At 58.2% G+C, this 17,058-nt stretch carries 14 protein-coding genes; 12 read left to right on the top strand and 2 right to left on the bottom strand.

What is annotated here, in order from left to right:
- The first annotated feature begins 127 nt into the window (after positions 1–127).
- Positions 128–2,350 carry an NADP-dependent isocitrate dehydrogenase gene (locus K5Q35_RS01385; protein WP_220798163.1) on the top strand — a complete coding sequence of 741 codons (2,223 nt, stop codon included), beginning with the start codon at positions 128–130 and terminating at the stop codon, positions 2,348–2,350.
- A 73-nt stretch (positions 2,351–2,423) separates the two neighbouring features.
- On the opposite strand, the gene K5Q35_RS01380 is transcribed toward K5Q35_RS01385, so the two are convergent.
- Positions 2,424–3,830 (bottom strand): short-chain fatty acyl-CoA regulator family protein, encoded by a 1,407-nt coding sequence (locus K5Q35_RS01380; protein WP_013961276.1) that lies wholly within the window; start codon positions 3,828–3,830, stop codon positions 2,424–2,426.
- 175 nt (positions 3,831–4,005) lie between these two features.
- Between K5Q35_RS01380 and K5Q35_RS01375 the strand changes: the two genes are divergently transcribed.
- From K5Q35_RS01375 to K5Q35_RS01350, 6 genes are all read left to right on the top strand, one after another.
- Positions 4,006–4,983 (top strand): tripartite tricarboxylate transporter substrate binding protein, encoded by a 978-nt coding sequence (locus K5Q35_RS01375; protein ID WP_013961275.1) that lies wholly within the window; start codon positions 4,006–4,008, stop codon positions 4,981–4,983.
- A gap of 87 nt (positions 4,984–5,070) precedes the next feature.
- Positions 5,071–5,562 (top strand): tripartite tricarboxylate transporter TctB family protein, encoded by a 492-nt coding sequence (locus K5Q35_RS01370; RefSeq protein ID WP_220798162.1) that lies wholly within the window; start codon positions 5,071–5,073, stop codon positions 5,560–5,562.
- Between the two features lie 12 nt (positions 5,563–5,574).
- Positions 5,575–7,083 carry a tripartite tricarboxylate transporter permease gene (locus K5Q35_RS01365; RefSeq protein ID WP_013961273.1) on the top strand — a complete coding sequence of 503 codons (1,509 nt, stop codon included), beginning with the start codon at positions 5,575–5,577 and terminating at the stop codon, positions 7,081–7,083.
- A gap of 37 nt (positions 7,084–7,120) precedes the next feature.
- Positions 7,121–8,644, top strand: a complete 1,524-nt coding sequence (locus tag K5Q35_RS01360) for an acyl--CoA ligase (RefSeq protein ID WP_220798161.1) — start codon at positions 7,121–7,123, stop codon at positions 8,642–8,644.
- Between the two features lie 115 nt (positions 8,645–8,759).
- Complete coding sequence (locus K5Q35_RS01355) at positions 8,760–9,737, top strand: 2-dehydropantoate 2-reductase (protein WP_220798160.1); 978 nt, start codon at positions 8,760–8,762, stop codon at positions 9,735–9,737.
- Positions 9,738–9,749: 12 nt separating this feature from the next.
- Positions 9,750–10,583 (top strand): universal stress protein, encoded by an 834-nt coding sequence (locus K5Q35_RS01350; RefSeq protein WP_013961270.1) that lies wholly within the window; start codon positions 9,750–9,752, stop codon positions 10,581–10,583.
- 56 nt (positions 10,584–10,639) lie between these two features.
- Here K5Q35_RS01350 and katG read toward each other — a convergent pair whose 3' ends face one another.
- Entirely contained in the window at positions 10,640–12,820 is a 2,181-nt protein-coding gene (katG, locus tag K5Q35_RS01345) for a catalase/peroxidase HPI (protein ID WP_220798159.1), read from the bottom strand.
- Positions 12,821–12,925: 105 nt separating this feature from the next.
- Here katG and K5Q35_RS01340 point away from each other — a divergent pair, with 105 nt between their 5' ends.
- The 5 genes from K5Q35_RS01340 (at position 12,926) to K5Q35_RS01320 (ending at position 16,999) form a co-directional block, all read left to right on the top strand.
- Positions 12,926–13,867: a hydrogen peroxide-inducible genes activator gene (locus K5Q35_RS01340; protein ID WP_220798158.1), complete on the top strand. Its 942-nt coding sequence runs from the start codon at positions 12,926–12,928 to the stop codon at positions 13,865–13,867.
- A gap of 206 nt (positions 13,868–14,073) precedes the next feature.
- Positions 14,074–14,367 (top strand): ribbon-helix-helix domain-containing protein, encoded by a 294-nt coding sequence (locus tag K5Q35_RS01335; RefSeq protein WP_013961267.1) that lies wholly within the window; start codon positions 14,074–14,076, stop codon positions 14,365–14,367.
- 107 nt (positions 14,368–14,474) lie between these two features.
- Positions 14,475–14,870: a VOC family protein gene (locus tag K5Q35_RS01330; protein WP_220798157.1), complete on the top strand. Its 396-nt coding sequence runs from the start codon at positions 14,475–14,477 to the stop codon at positions 14,868–14,870.
- A gap of 17 nt (positions 14,871–14,887) precedes the next feature.
- Positions 14,888–15,412, top strand: coding sequence for a Twin-arginine translocation pathway signal (locus K5Q35_RS01325; RefSeq protein WP_220798156.1), 525 nt, complete (start codon positions 14,888–14,890; stop codon positions 15,410–15,412).
- A gap of 15 nt (positions 15,413–15,427) precedes the next feature.
- Complete coding sequence (locus K5Q35_RS01320) at positions 15,428–16,999, top strand: GMC family oxidoreductase (RefSeq protein WP_220798155.1); 1,572 nt, start codon at positions 15,428–15,430, stop codon at positions 16,997–16,999.
- Positions 17,000–17,058 lie beyond the last annotated feature (59 nt).

Below are 17,058 nucleotides of genomic sequence, written 5' to 3'. Positions count from 1 at the left end.
GATCGACACAATTGCTCAATTGTATACCATGGGGTGCGGCTTATCCGCTCTGTTACGACAAGACGCTGTGGACCTGCGCAGAACGGTCGGTTAATCAACGCCAACTGACATGAAAGGCTTGGAATCTATGTCCGATACAACGACTCCCGACATCATCTACACCAAAGTTGACGAGGCACCGCAGCTCGCATCCGCGTCGCTTTTGCCGATCATCCGCAAGTTTGCAGCCGCCGCCGGCGTTTCGGTGGGGGTCAAGGACATCTCGCTCGCCGGGCGCATCCTCGCCGCTTTCCCCGCGCATCTGTCAGCCGATCAACGCCAAAGCGATGATCTGGCAGAACTGGGCCAATTGGTCAAAACCCCCGGTGCAAATGTCATCAAGCTGCCGAACGTTTCCGCCTCAGTTCCGCAACTGGTGGCCGCCGTAGAGGAACTTCAGTCGCAAGGATATCCAGTGCCGGATTATCCGGAAAACCCGCAAACTGACGCCGAAAAAGAAGCCCGCGCCCGTTACGACGCCATCAAGGGCTCGGCCGTCAATCCGGTGCTACGCGAAGGAAACTCTGACCGGCGCGCCGCGGTCGCCGTCAAAAATTACGCCCAATCCAACCCGCATTCCATGGGCGATTGGTCCAAGGACAGCAAAACCCGCGTCAGCACCATGAGCGCGAATGACTTTCGGTCCAATGAAACCTCGGTGACCCTGAGCGCCGCGCAGGCAGGCCCGGCCAAAATCGAACTGATCGGCGCGGATGGTTCTGTGACAGTTCTGAAAGACGGCATTGATTTTCCGGCAGGCACCGTTGTCGATGCCACCTTCATGTCCGCTAAGGCGCTCTCGGCTTTCCTTGAGGCGCAGATTGAGGCCACCAAGGCAGAGGGTACGTTGTTCTCGATCCACCTCAAAGCCACGATGATGAAGGTGTCCGACCCGATCATCTTTGGCCACGCGGTCAAAGCCTATCTGAAACCGGTCTTTGCCGAATATGGCGATGCTTTTGCAGCCGCAGGTATTAATGCAAATTCCGGCATGGGCGAGGTGCTGGATCGCATCAAGGACTTGCCGCAAGGTGCTGAAATCCTGTCGAAAGTGGATGCGCTGATGCAGCAGCAGCCCCCGATGTACATGGTGAATTCCGACAAGGGCATCACCAATTTGCACGTCCCCTCCGATGTGATCATCGACGCTTCCATGCCCGCGTTGATCCGTGCAGGCGGCAAAGGCTGGGGCCCGGATGGGGCCGAAGCGGATGCAAATTGTGTCATTCCTGACAGCTCCTACGCCGCAGTCTACGAAGAGGCGGTGAATTTCTGCAAAACCAATGGTGCGATCAACCCCGCAACCGTCGGCACCGTGCAAAACGTTGGCCTGATGGCGCAAAAGGCCGAAGAATACGGCTCGCACCCGACCACATTCGAAATTCCCCATGACGGGACTGTGCGCATGAGTGCCGCCAACGGCGATGTTCTGCACGAACATGCGGTTGAGGCTGGTGACATCTGGCGCTCCGCCTCGACGCGCAAAGCGCCGATTGAAGACTGGGTGCAACTGGCCATCGATCGTCAAAAGGCCGAAGGGTGTCAGGCGATCTTTTGGCTTGATGAAGACCGCGCGCACGATGCTGAGTTGATCGCCTATGTGAAACCTCTGCTCGCCGCCGCAGACGTAACCGATAAATTCCAGATCCTCACCCCCCGCGACGCCACGCGCCTGTCCTTCGAGACCATTGACAAAGGCGAAAACAGCATTGCGGTAACGGGCAACGTGCTGCGGGATTATCTGACGGACCTGTTCCCGATCCTTGAGCTGGGCACATCGGCCAAGATGCTGTCGATCGTTAAACTGATGCAAGGCGGCGGTCTCTTTGAGACCGGCGCGGGTGGCTCGGCGCCCAAACATGTGCAGCAACTGGTTGAGGAAAACCACCTGCGCTGGGATAGTCTTGGCGAGTTCTGCGCATTGGGCGAAAGCCTGAAGTTTCTGGCAGATGTCAAAGGCAACGAAAAGGCCCGCGTGCTTGGCAAGGCTGTAGACGTGGCGACCCAAGGCATTCTGGATCACAACAAATCACCCGGCCGCCGGGTCGGTCAGCCTGACAACCGCGACAGCCACTTCTATTTTGCGCTTTATTGGGCGCAGGCGTTGGCCGCGCAGTCCGATGATGCGGAGCTTGCCGCCAGTTTTGCGCCGATCGCGGCGGCACTGGCCGAGAATGAGGCAGCGATTGTGGCTGATTTTGCGCAAGCGCAAGGCGCGCCCGCAGACATCGGTGGCTATTATCACACCGATGACACCAAGACCGCTGCCGTGATGCAGCCGTCACCGGTTCTGAACAAAATCATTGCCTGAGCCACGAATTGACCGCTGAAAAAGCCCCGGCGCGCGACACCGCCGGGGCTTTTTTGTGCCCACCCCGGTGCAGTTAGCTTTCATAGCGGGTGGAGCCGCGCCGGTTGGCATCCACCGGCAGATTGATGTGAAGCGGCTCATGTGCGCGTTCCGAGCAAGCCTGCCGCGGACAAATGTGGCAATTGATGCCGATTTTAGCGATGTTCGTACGATCTTCGATGTTCAGCGGTGCTGCATATCCGATCTGACCCACATGCGCGCGCTCGCAGCCCAAGGTGACCACCCGCCGCCGGTCCGGGGTGTGGCGGCTGACCACGGGTCTGTCCGACGTTCGGCTGATGGTGAAAAACTGACCCGCATCCGGCAATTCCACCAGTTGCGCCACGATACGACCGGGCGAAATAAACGCGCTGTGAATATTCCACACGGGGCATGCGCCCCCTTGCTCTGCGAGGGTAAAGGCCGTCGCGTTGAACCGTTTCGTCACATTGCCGGACGTGTCCGTGCGCAGAAAGAAAAACGGCACGCCCTGCGCTCCCTTGCGCTGCAGCGTGGTAAGCCGCTGGCAGGCTTGTTCGAATGACACACCAAAGGTTGTGGCAATACGGTCGATGTCATAATCCGTCGTCTGAGCGACACGCAGCACTTCATCATAGGGCATCAGGAAGGCGGCGGCGAAGTAATTTGCGAGTTCAACCCGGCAGCGCGCCTGACCCATTTCGGTCGGTATCTGCGCACTGGCAGACAACTGATCCAACAGGCCCGCGCAACTGACCAGCGCCAGAACGTGGGCCAGCTGAAAGTTGCGGTTGATCTGGTCCAGCGCTTCGGACAGTTCAACGCGTCGCTGGTCTTCGGCAAAGATGCGCAGTGCCTCGGGCATTTTGTCCACACTCATGATTTCAACATCTATGCGAAAAGCGTTTTTGAGGTGTCGTTTGAGAGTGCTGTAAAGATCGTCCTGACGCCCGCCAACGGCACTACGCGCAGAATCCGCTGCCAGTTCAAGATCACTGAAGTAATTGGAATGGTTGCGAAAGAAGTCATAAATCGCCGTTTCCGGCGAGGTCATCATCATCTCCGTCACCCCACCTGCCGCCGCCACATTGCGCATATTCTCGCGTAGTTTCGCGTGATTGCGGTAAAGCTGCAAAAACAGATCAACCAATTTGGGCGCATGATCGAGGGCCGCGCGCATTTCCTGCAAATCCGGCGTATCCCCTTCAAAAATGGGATCACGGACCGCCGTGCGCAAATCGGCCAAATGCGTGATTTCGCTATCATTGACGAGGGCACGCCAGTCAATGCCATAGCTTTCAGTCAATTCCATCAACATTTTGACGGAAAGGCTGCGTTGATTGTTTTCAAGCAGATTTATGTAAGCGGCCGAGACGCCCAACTGGCGCGCCATTTCAGCCTGTGTGTGGTTAAACGACCGCCTGAGTTGTCGTAACTGCGGGCCAACAAGTGTTTTTCTCATATTAACAACTTTACATTTTTTAATTTCGTTAATGCAATAATTAACATGGGAACACGTATTTTCGTGAAATATTATTTCGCTCACCTATCTGTTTGCATCAGGAAAGGTCGGGAACTGCCTTTCGTCACGTTCATAAGGGGTGAATACCCCACTGCGGTCTTAGGGAGGACACTACATGACTAACAGCTTTACACGGCGCATCGCACTCGCCATGGCAACCACGGCGGCGCTGATGACGGCAGCACCCGCCATTGCCAGTGACTGGAAACCACAAAAACCGGTCGAGATGGTCATTATGGCCGGCCAAGGTGGTGGTGCGGACCGTCTGGCGCGCCTGTTCCAGTCGATCATTCAAAAGGAAAATCTTGCCTCCATGCCGATCCTGCCGGTGAACAAAGGTGGCGGGTCCGGCGCGGAAGCACTGCGCTATCTCAAGGATAAAGAAGGCGACAACCATGTCATTATGGCGACGCTCAACAGCTATTACACCACGCCACTGCGCACAGACATCGGCGTTAATATCGAAGAGTTCACGCCCGTTGCGCGCATGGCGCTCGACACGTTTGTTCTTTGGGTGAATGCAGACAGCGACATCAAAACGCTGGATGACTACGTTGCGGCCGTGAAAGATGCGGGCGGCACATGGAAAATGGGCGGCACAGGCACAGGTCAGGAAGACAGCCTTGTCACGGCCATGCTTGAGAACGAGTTTGGCATCGAAGTGACCTACGTGCCCTTCAAAGGCGGCGGCGACGTTGCAAAGAACCTTGTTGGCGGACACATCGACAGTTCCGTGAACAATCCGTCCGAAGCGCTCGGCTTTTACAATGCGGGCAAAGTACGCCCGATCGCAGCCTTCACGCCTGAGCGGATTTCGGTCTTCCCCGACACCCCGACGATGGGCGAACTCGGTCATGATCTGGTCTATTGGATGCAGCGTTCGTTCGTAGCCCCAAAGGGCATGGACCCGGCTGCCATCGCTTACTACACAACGATGTTTGAAAAGCTTTCCGCCTCGCAAGAGTGGCAGACATATACGCAGGAAAAGGCCCTGATGGCTGACTTCCTGACGGGCGATGACCTGCAGGCCTATTTCATCGAAGAACGCTCCAAGCACGCTGACCTTCTGAATTCGATGAGCGAAGGGTCGTAACCCTTTTTATCCTCCGAAAAACGAACCAAAAAGGGGGCGCGCAAGTGTCCCCTTTTCTAACCCTCCTAAAATTCAAAGAGATACCTCATGTTGATGGCTGACAGAGTGATCGCCGGGGCCATAATGGCTCTTTCCCTTTACTTCATGTGGCACGCATCAGAGCTGTCCATTGGCTGGAACGGAATGACCGGTGGCCCGGGCGGCGGCGCCTTCCCTTTCTGGCTGTCAGCGATCATGTTTGTCTGTGCGGGTGGCATTCTGATGCGCAGCCTGCGTGGCAGGACCAACTACTCCGGCAATTTCTTTGACCCCGAAACACTCTCCTGGGTCGTGAGCGTCGCGATCGCACTCGCCGTTACGATCGCCCTTATGCCGATAGCCGGTTCCTACATCGCGCTGCCGCTGTTCATGTTCTGGTATCTCAAGATCTTTGGCAAACACAGCTGGACGCTGACTGGTGCTTTGTGCATCTGCACGCCGATCTTTCTGTTCTTCTTTTTCGAGGTCACGCTGAAGATCCTGCTGCCCAAGGGTCTGACCGAACCTCTCTTTTTTCCGCTTTACGCGATGTTCTTCTAGGAAAGCAGACCCATGGAACTTCTTGGTCATCTTTCGGACGGCTTTGCCACGTCCCTGTCACCGCTCAATCTCTTCATCGTCATCATCGGTGTAACGGCGGGTCTGTTCATCGGGGCGATGCCCGGCCTCGGTTCAGTCAATGGCGTGGCCATCGTGCTGCCGATGACCTTTATCGTGCCGCCCTCCTCGGCGATTATCCTGCTCTGTGCGATCTATTACGGGGCCATGTACGGCGGCGCGATAAGTTCGATCCTGCTGGGCATCCCCGGCGCGTCCACCGCTGTGGCCACCACGTTCGACGGTCGGCCCATGGCGCAGCAGGGCCGTGCGGGTCTGGCGTTGATTGCGGCGGCTGTTGCCTCCTTTGTCGGTGGCACAATCTCGGTGGTCCTGTTCACACTGTTTGCCGCCCCACTAGCCGATGTCGCACTTGCCTTTGGCCCGGCCGAAGAATTCGCGCTGGTCCTGCTGGCCTTCACGACTTTCGTGGGGTTAGGCGGCGATGATATCCTCAAGACCATCATCATGATCTGTCTTGGTCTTGCGCTCTCAACCGTTGGGCTAGACCTGATTTCCGGTGATCCGCGCCTGATTTTCTTTGACCAACCCGGCTTTTATTCAGGCATCAGTTTTCTGGTGTTGGCCATTGGCATCTACGGCGTGGGAGAGATCCTGTATACTATAGAGACGTCAAAATCCGCTCCTTCCGTCACCCCCGCGCGTCTGACCTTTCGCGACCTCTGGTTTGGCATCAAAGAGGTGAGCAAACTGTGGAAGACCCTCTGTTTTGGCTCTTCCATGGGGTTTTTCGTAGGCATGCTCCCCGCAGCCGGGGCCACGCCTGCCGCGCTGATGTCCTATGGCTTGTCCAAGCTGATGTCCAAACAACCCGAGACCTTTGGCAAAGGCAACATCGAGGGCGTCGCCTCCCCCGAAACGGCCAATAACGCCGCCTCGACCGGCTCCCTGCTGCCGATGCTGACGCTGGGCATTCCCGGCTCCCCGACCACGGCCTTGTTGCTGGGCGGGATGGTGATGTGGGGTCTGGTGCCCGGTCCGATGCTGTTCATCGAACAACCCGATTTTGTCTGGGGACTGATTTCATCGCTCTATACGGCCAACCTTGCTGCGGTGCTGGTGAACCTCGCGTTGATCCCGGTGTTTGTCTGGGCACTGCGGATGCCTTTCACAGTGTTGTGCACGCTTGTTCTGGTGCTCTGCATTGTCGGGGGCTACGCGCCGAGCCAGAAAATGCATGACGTCTGGCTGATCATCGGGTTCGGCGTGGCGGGTTACCTTTTGCGCAAGGCGGACTACCCGATGGCGCCTCTGGTCTTGGCACTTGTGCTTGGCCCACTGATGGAAAAGAGCTTCCGTCAAACCCTCATCTCCGAACAAGGCAACATGATGGCCTTTATCGAGCGGCCTCTTTCTGGCACCTTTATCGCGATCAGTGTCGTCTTCTTCTTGCTGCCCTTGCTCAAGTACGTCAAAAAGTCGAACCGTTCGCAGAAGGCTTGATCAGAGCCGGAAGTCTAATAAACCAAGGATTATAGCGATGCATACAACAGTGTCTGGTTTCATTTCAGGTCATGCGGATACCGCGCCTGCCTTCGGCTCCCCCACAGCAGAGTGGCTGAGCTATGGAGGCTTGCGCAAGCTGAGCACGAGTGTGCGCGACGCGTTGCACGGTTTTGGCATTGGCCGGGGCGACCGCGTTGCCATCGTGCTGCCAAATGGCCCCGAAATGGCCGCCGCTTTCATCACTGTGGCGCAGGTGGCGGTTACGGCCCCTCTGAACCCCGCCTATCGCGAGGATGAATATGTCTTCTACCTTGAGGATTTGAAGGCCAAAGCACTGATGGTCATGGCAGGCGACGAAGGTCCTGCTGTTAAGGCGGCACGCCGGTTGGACATCGCCATTCTGCGCGTCAGCGTCCCTGACGGTGCTGCTGCCGGCACTTTTGAGTTGTCCTCCGACGCGACCGGTCAGGCCGATACAGCAGCACCCGGCCCGGATGATGTAGCGTTGATTTTACACACCTCCGGTACGACATCGCGGCCGAAAATTGTACCACTCTTGCAATCCAATGTTGCCGCCTCGGCAGAACATATTCGCGCATCACTTGATCTGACGCCAAATGATCGCTGCATGAACGTCATGCCGCTGTTTCACATTCACGGGCTGCTTGCCGCTGTTTCTGCCACGCTGGCGGCGGGCGCGTCGGTCTGGTGCACCCCCGGTTTTGACGCTCTCAAGTTTTTTGGCTGGATGCGCGATGCCAAACCGACCTGGTACACCGCCGTTCCCACGATGCATCAGGCAATCCTGACGCGCGCGGGGCGCAACGCAGAGATCATCGAAACTGTGCCCCTGCGGTTCCTGCGGTCGTCCTCCGCCTCACTGCCTGCGCAGGTCATGCACGCACTGACCGATACCTTTGGCGCGCCGGTGATCGAAGGCTACGGCATGACAGAGGCCGCGCATCAGATGGCATCAAACCCCCTGCCCCCGCGCGCACAAAAGCCGGGAGCCGTGGGGGTTGAGGCAGGCCCCAAGGTCCGTGTCGCCCATGAGATCGAGGATCGCTTGACCGAAGGGACCGGTGAAGTTGTGATTTCCGGCCCCAACGTCACGCCCGGATATGAGGGCAACCCCGAGGCCAACGCCAAGAGCTTTTTTGAGGCCGACGGCGACCGTTGGTTCCGCACCGGCGATCAGGGTGCTTTTGACGAGGATGGATACCTGCATCTGACCGGACGCCTCAAAGAGATCATCAACCGGGGCGGTGAAAAGATCAGCCCGCTCGAAGTGGACGGCGTTCTGCTGGATCATCCGGCAATTGCACAGGTGGTCACCTTTGCCTTGCCCCATCCGAAACTTGGCGAAGAGGTCGCAGCCGCCGTTGTGTTGAAAGAAGAAGCAACCGAGCGTGACATCCGCAACTTTGCCGCAGAGCGGATGGCCGATTTCAAAGTGCCGCGCAAAGTCATCATTCTGGATGAAATTCCCAAAGGGGCCACCGGCAAAATGCAACGGATCGGGATGGCGGAAAAGCTCGGTCTCGTCGAAAGTGCCTGATCGGTCACTTTGCAAGACGTGTTGGTCAGGTTTGCAAACCTGATTGACACAGACAAACCCTTGGCAGTGCGGTGGTATGATCTGAGCGCTGCAAGGGATCTGAAGGAAGAACACCATGAAGATTTGCATATTCGGAGCGGGCGCCATCGGCGGCTATATGGGCGTAAAACTCGCACAGGCTGGCGCGGACGTCAGCCTTGTCGCGCGGGGCCCGCACCTTGCAGCCATGCAGGACAAAGGCCTGACGCTGATCGAGGAAAGCGGCGAAAGCACCGTCAAGGTAACCGCCTCTGACAACCCGTCGAACCTTGGACCGCAGGATTACGTGATCGTCACCCTCAAGGCGCATTCTGTGCCCCCGGTGGTGGATAAAATGCAGCCGCTTATCGGTGAGAACACGACCATCGTCAGCGGCGTGAATGGCGTGCCGTGGTGGTATTTTCACAAGATCGACAGCCCGCTGGAAGGCACACGCCTCAGCAGCGTGGATCCGGGCAATGCGCAATGGGACGGGTTCGGTCCGGACCGCGTGCTCGGCTGCGTGGTCTATCCAGCCGCCGAGGTTTCTGAGCCCGGCACGATCAAGCACATCGAAGGCAATCGCTTTTCCCTCGGCGAACCGGACGGGTCAAAATCTGACCGCGCCATGGCCTTGTCAAAGGCGCTCGCATCCGCAGGGCTGAAAGCCCCCGTGCGCCCCCGACTGCGCGACGAAATCTGGGTCAAGCTATGGGGCAATCTGTCGTTCAACCCGATTTCGGCGCTCACCCATGCAACGTTGGACGTGTTGTGCACCGATCCCGGCACCCGTGCCGTTGCGCGCGGCATGATGGTCGAAGCGCAGGAAATCGCAGAGAAACTTGGCGTCAAATTCCCGATTGACGTGGATCGCCGCATCGACGGGGGGGCGGCCGTGGGCGCGCATCGCACATCCATGCTGCAAGACCTCGATGCCGGTCGCCCGATGGAAATCGATGCCTTGCTCGGCTCGGTGCACGAATTGGGCAAGGTGACGCAGACGCCTACGCCCACAATTGACACGGTGCTTGCGCTGACCAAATTGCGCGCGAAAACGGCCGGGCTTTACGCCTGAGGGAGGGTCGCTATGTCCATCAAGAATGTTCTTGTCGCCTATAACGGGCTGCCCGGTTCCGGTGCGGCCCTTCACGGCGCGGTCACGATGCAAAAGTTTTTCAATGCGCATTTGACCGGCCTTTTTGCGCACGGTGGCTCTCAACTCTCGAGCCAGATCAAACCCTGGATGCCCAAGCGGGTCAAAGAGGCGATCATGGAGGTCGAGAACCAGTCGAATGAAGAAATAGAGAATAGTTTCAGAGAGATATGCGCCGATGTTCCAGCAGATAAACTGCATTGGATTGACAGCGACGGGCCGGTTCAGCAGACGGTCGCAAGCTATGCCCGTCTGTTCGATATTACCGTGATCGGCATGCATGAGACGTCCGATAAGCCCGGCCAGTCGCATATCGAAATTTACCCCGACCGGGTCACATTCGACAGTGGGCGGCCGGTGATGATCTTTCCTGCCGGGTATCGCGGCTCGGTTTTCAACAACAAGGCTGTGGTCGCATGGGATGGCGGACGGGCGGCGGCGCGCGCATTGGCGGATGCCATGCAAATCCTTGAGACCGAAGTGTCGGTGGAAATCGTATCCGTGGGCCGCTCGCCGCTCGCAGGCAGCCTGCCCGGTCTGAACGTGGAAATGGTGCTGGATCGCCACGACGTGAATGTGTCCATCAAGCAGCTCGATCGCACCCGCAAAACCATCGCGGACACGCTGGTGGACTATTGTGACACGTCAGGGGCGGGATTGCTGATCATGGGGGCCTATGAACACTCGCCTCTACGCGAGGGCCTGATCGGCGGTGTGACGCATGACATCGCATTACACGCCAAGATTCCGGTTCTGATGAGCCACTGATTTATCGTAGATAGAAATGGCACCGGGCACGCATCACGCGCCCGGTGCCGTTGGTTTTAGGCCGACAGATCGAAGCGGTCCGCGTTCATCACCTTGGTCCAGGCTGCAACGAAATCACGCGCGAATTTTTCGGCGTTGTCATCCTGTGCATAGACCTCGGCGTAGGCGCGCAGAACCGAGTTAGAACCGAACACCAGATCTGCGCTTGTCGCTGTCCACTTCACCGCACCCGTGGCCCGGTCGCGGATTTCGTAGGTGTTCTCCCCGTCCACCGGATGCCAGCTATAGGCCATATCTGTCAGGTTGGTGAAAAAGTCAGGCGTCAGCTGCCCCTCACGGTCGGTAAAGACACCATGTTTCGCGTTGCCGTGATTGACGCCCAGCACACGCATGCCACCCACCAGGACGGTCATTTCCGCAGCTGTCAACCCCAGCAATTGCGCCTTGTCCAGCGTCATTTCCTCGGCACTGACTGCGTAGTCCACCTTTTGCCAATTGCGGAAACCATCGCACAGCGGCTCCAGCACATCAAAGGATGCAGCGTCGGTTTGATCTGCCGTTGCATCGCCGCGTCCTTGGGCAAAAGGTACGTCAACATCAAACCCTGCGGCTTTGATGGATTGCTCAAGCCCCACATTACCGGCAAGAACGATCACATCCGCAACAGAGGCACCGCTTTCCGCAGCGATCGGCTCAAGAATGCCGAGCACTTTCGCCAGACGCTCAGGCTCGTTGCCGGCCCAGTCCTTTTGCGGCGCAAGACGAATGCGTGCGCCATTGGCACCGCCCCGCTTGTCAGAACCGCGGAAGGTGCGCGCGCTGTCCCACGCGGTGGCTATCATATCAGCCGCAGACAGACCGGAGTCGGCAATGCGCGCCTTGACGGCAGCGACGTCATAGTCCGTGCTGCCTGCAGGGATGGGGTCTTGCCAGATCAGGTCTTCTGCAGGCACATCCGGCCCGATGTAGTTCGCCTTTGGTCCCATATCGCGGTGCGTCAGCTTGAACCATGCGCGTCCGAAGACGTCAGCGAAATACTCCGGATCGGCCATGAACTTCTGGCAGATTTCGTTGTAGATCGGGTCGACTTTCATCGCCATATCCGCATCGGTCATCATGGGCTGGTGACGTTTTGAAGGGTCGGTCGGATCGACCGGCATGTCTTCTTCCTTGATGTCGATCGGCTCCCACTGCCATGCACCGGCGGGGGATTTGGTCAACTGCCACTCATACCCGAAGAGCAGTTTGAAATAGCCCATGTCCCATTGCGTCGGGTGCGTGGTCCACGCCCCTTCGATACCGGAGGTGAAGGCGTTTGTCGCCTTGCCCGAATGCCCGGGGTTTGACCAGCCAAAGCCCTGCGCTTCAAGCCCGGCCGCTTCGGGCTCAACGCCGATGCCATCGACAGCACCGCGCCCGTGTGCCTTGCCCACGGTATGCCCGCCACATGTCAGGGCTGCGGTTTCCTCGTCATCCATCGCCATGCGCGCAAAGGTCTCACGCACATGCTGTGCGGTGCGTGCCGGATCAGGTTGTCCGTTCACGCCCTCAGGGTTCACATAAATCAGACCCATGTGAACCGCCGCCAGGGGGTTTTCCAGGGTGGACGCATCGTCCAGATCACCATAGCGGTTTTCGCTTGGCGCCAGCCATTCGTTTTCAGCACCCCAATAAACGTCCGTCTCCGGACCCCAGATGTCCGCGCGGCCAAAGCCAAAGCCAAAGGTCTTCAGGCCCATGGATTCATAGGCCATGTTACCGGACAGGATAATCAGATCGGCCCAGCTGAGAGCGTTGCCGTATTTCTTTTTGACGGGCCACAACAGGCGGCGCGCCTTGTCGAGGCTGGCGTTGTCAGGCCATGAATTCAGGGGCGCAAAGCGGATGTTGCCCGATCCCGCACCGCCACGGCCATCCTGCATGCGGTATGTGCCCGCCGAGTGCCATGCCAACCGGATCATCAAACCACCGTAGTGTCCCCAGTCTGCAGGCCACCAATCCTGATCCTGCGTCATCAGCGCTTTGACATCCGCCTTGACCGCTTCGAAATCAAGCGCCTTGACCGCCGCGCGATGGTCGTAGTCCGGGTCCATCGGGTTGGTGCGCGCACCATGCTGGTGCAGAATGTCGAGGTTCAGCGCATTGGGCCACCATTTGGTCACGGGCTTGTCCATCGCCGTGTTACCGCCATGCATCACAGGGCATCCGCCGGTTGGATCTACGTTATTTCCGTCCATCACAGTCTCTCCAAAGTTGGTTGGGGTTTCAGTTTGGAACGGTTCTAACAACTGCGCAGCAAAGACACTAATTGATTATTCTGACCATAGTGATAAGTTTTTCTTATGATTGGCCTCACCCTGAAACAGCTCAGATATTTCGACGCCCTCGCCCGCCACAAACATTTTGGGCGGGCGGCTGACTCCTGTGCCATCACACAGCCAGCCCTGTCCTTACAGATCAAGGAGCTCGAAGCATTGGTGGGCGCGCCGCTGGTTGAACGGGCGACGCGCGAAATTCGCCTGACGGCCTTGGGGTCGGATTTCATCACAAGGACCCGCAAAATTCTGCTGAGTATCGATGAGCTGGACGAACTCGCCCGCGCGGCCCAAGGCCCGCTTGCGGGTCGGCTCAGGCTCGGGGTCATTCCAACTGTCGCCCCCTATCTTTTACCTGCGATCATGACGTCATTTGCAGAGCGGTTTGCGGACCTTGATGTCGAATTACGCGAATCCGTGACGCAAGCCCTGATTCAGGACCTTTTGGAGGCCCGGTTGGATCTGGCAATTGTGGCGCTGCCGATTTCGGAACCGGCGCTGCAGGAATTTGCGCTCTTTGAAGAGGATTTCGTGCTGGTCCGCCCGCCGCAGGATGCAGGAAAACCCGTCCCAAGCCCGGAAATGCTGCAGGAGATGCGCCTATTGCTGCTTGAAGAGGGTCATTGTTTTCGCGATCAGGCCCTGTCCTTTTGCAAATCGGTCGACGCGCACCCCCGCCAGATGATGGAGGGCAGTTCGCTCTCGACACTTGTGCAGATGGTCGGGGCGGGCATCGGTGTCACCTTGATCCCCGAAATGGCTCTGTCGCTGGAAACGCGGTCTGCGGATGTGGCGGTTGCGCGCTTTCCCAAACCCGGCCCGTCGCGCACCATTGGCATGGTCTGGCGCAAAACCAACCCCCTGTCCGACCAGCTGATGCAGATTGGGGCCATCGTGCGCGGGGTTGGGCAGAAGGCGCGTGATACGCACCCCCTGCCCCCGGCCAGCGGCGCAAAACGAACGCCCTGATGCAACACAGCGGCAAGAGGTGGCACAGATTAATGAATAATGTCAGACCTCTAGGACGTCAAGCACACGTCAACGTATGTGCGTCGGCCAAATGGCACATCCGCAAGGCAATAGACAACAATACCCATGTTAGTTAACGTTTAAAACCAAACATCCGACCGCCAGAACAACATCACTGGCGCAGCGGACCAATGGGAGGGCACCTTATGTGCGACGTTTTTGCCGGACAGGATCCGGAACGATATAGCTGCACCACACGCCGGTTGCGGCTGAATGGGCAAAGCACCAGCATCAGGCTGGAGAATGCCTTCTGGGAAGTGATTGACGAAATCGCGCAGAGCGAGGGCACAACCGCCCCCTGTTTCATTTCAAAGCTACACACCGAAGTGCTGGAAAAACGCGGGGAACCAAAGAATTTCACCTCACTGCTGCGCTGCGCCTGCCTGAAGTTCACCGAGATGAACCCGGACCGCAAAAGCCTGACGCTGGCTGCTGAATAGCGGCTGCCAGACAGGCCAAAGAAAAAATACGGGGTAGTACGGGAATACTACCCAAGCTCTGCGGCCCTCCTGCACGATGTTTATAGTGAACAACGGGAGGGACCACTTTGGCCAAAGCCATTCATTCCATGATCCGGGTGCGTGACGAAGCTGCATCCGTTCGCTTTTACGATACCGCATTCGGGTTGAAAGTCGCAGACCGGCTGGATTTCACCAATTTCACACTGCTTTACCTCAGCAATCCGGAAACCAGTTTCGAACTTGAACTGACCGTCAACAAAGACCGCACAGAACCTTACGACCTTGGCGATGGCTATGGCCATTTGGCGGTGTCGGTCACGGATATCGAAAGCGAACACGCCCGATTTGAGGCGGCAGGCCTGTCACCGCGAAAGATCGTGGAATTTGCGCCCGATGGGGAAGTCATCGCGCGCTTTTTCTTTGTGGCCGATCCGGATGGCTACGAGATCGAAGTGCTTGAGCGCGGTGGGCGCTATCTGTAATTCAAAGGGAGGATAACATGACAACCACAACCGGCCCGAAAGGGCTTACCCGACGCCAGCTATTGTCGCGTGCGACATCTGCGGGTGCTTCATTTGTTGTCGGCGCGGGGTTTCTTGCCGCACCCGATGGGGCATGGGCGATGGAAACGACCGAGCTGCAACCGGAAACTTTTGCGACACTGGTGCAAATGGCGCGCGATATCTATCCGCATGACAAGGTGGGAGATGCCTTTTACGTGGTGGCCGTGAAAGGCTATGACACCGCCGAGGCCGCACAGGCGGTTGAAGACGGCATTGCCGCGCTGAATGCGGCGGCGGCAGGCAAAGGGCATGCCAGTTACCTCGACATTGGCTGGGAACGCGACCGGGTCGATATCCTGCGCGGCATGGAGGACAGCGCGTTCTTTCAGCAGGTCCGCGGCGGCCTTGTGACCGGGCTTTATAATCAGAAAGCGGTCTGGCCGATCTTTGGCTACGAGGGCTCTTCTTATGAATTCGGCGGCTATATCGACCGCGGATTCAATGACATCAACTGGCTATAAAGGAGATTAGGCACCATGACGGCACCTTTTGATCTCACCGACGACAGCGTTATTGTCGTCATCGGAACAGGCGCGGGCGGCGGCGTTCTGGCAAATGAACTGGCGCAAAAAGGCATCAGCGTTGTCGCGCTGGAAGCTGGCGGGCGCTACCTGCCCGAGGACTATGTCAACGACGAATGGGAAAGCTTTGGGCAACTGGCCTGGCTGGACCCGCGCACGACATCGGGCGACTGGCGCGTGGCCAAGGATTTTTCCGGCCTGCCTGCATGGATCGTCAAAGCGGTGGGCGGCGCGACGACCCATTGGGCGGGGGCAAGCCTGCGCTTTCAGGAACACGAATGGAAGGCTGCGACCACCTATGGCAACGTGCAGGGCGCAAGCCTGCTGGATTGGCCGATTGATGCGGCGGAAATGGCGCCATGGTATGCGCTGGCCGAGGAAAAGCTGGGCGTGACACGCACCGGCGACCGACCGGGCCTGCCGGGCAACAACAACTACCTTGTGTTCGAAAAGGGCGCCAAGGCGCTGGGATACACCGAAGTGAGTACAGGGCGCATGGCGATCCAGTCGACAGATGGTGGCGAACGCAGCGCGTGTCAGCAAACCGGGTTTTGCTTTCAAGGCTGCAAATGGGGGGCCAAATGGTCAACGGCCTATACCGATATCCCGCAAGGTGAAGCGACCGGCAACCTCGAAGTCCGCGAACGGGCCCATGTGGCGCGCATCCTGCACGATGACGCAGGCAAAGTCTCGGGCGTTGAATACTTCGACGCGGACGGCAACCTGCAAATGCAAAAGGCGCGCGCCGTCTGTGTTGCAGGCAACTCGTTCGAAAGCCCGCGCATGTTGTTGAACTCGGCGACGTCGATGTTCCCGGATGGGCTGGCCAATTCCTCCGGTCAGGTGGGGCGCAATTACATGCGTCACATGACAGGGTCGGTCTATGCAACCTTTGATCAGCCGGTCAAGATGTGGCGCGGCACGACCATGGCAGGCATTATTCAGGACGAAGCCCGCCATGACCCCAGCCGCGGTTTCGTCGGCGGCTACGAGCTTGAGACGCTCGCGCTCGGCCTGCCGTTCATGGCCGCCTTCCTTGATCCCGGCGCATGGGGCCGCGAGTTTACCTCCGCGCTTGATGCCTATGAGAATATGGCAGGCATGTGGATTGTCGGCGAAGACATGCCGCAGGAAACCAACCGCGTGACACTGAACCACGACGTCACGGATCAATACGGGCTGCCGGTAGCGAATGTGCACTTTGATGACCACCCCAATGACATCGCGATGCGCAATCACGCCTATCAGCAGGGTCAGGCCGTCTATGATGCGGTCGGGGCCACGCGCACCTTCCCGACGCCGCCATATCCGTCAACGCATAACCTTGGCACCAACCGGATGTCGGAAAATGCCCGCGACGGGGTGGTGAACAAATGGGGTCAGACCCATGACATCCCGAACCTGTTCATCTCTGATGGCTCGCAGTTCACGACGGGGGCGGCCGAAAACCCCACGCTGACCATCGTGGCACTGGCCATCCGGCAGGCCGATCACATGGCGCGCGAGATGTCCGCCGGAAACCTGTAACACCACATCGCCGCATCTAATGGGTGCGGCGATACACCCGCTGATCTGATCCCCCGTTA

The sequence above is a fragment of the Roseobacter sp. OBYS 0001 genome (genome assembly GCF_019654895.1).
Taxonomy (GTDB): domain Bacteria; phylum Pseudomonadota; class Alphaproteobacteria; order Rhodobacterales; family Rhodobacteraceae; genus Roseobacter; species Roseobacter litoralis.
The sequence above is the reverse complement of the archived record's forward strand: the minus strand, read 5'-3'. Positions and strand labels throughout refer to the sequence as shown.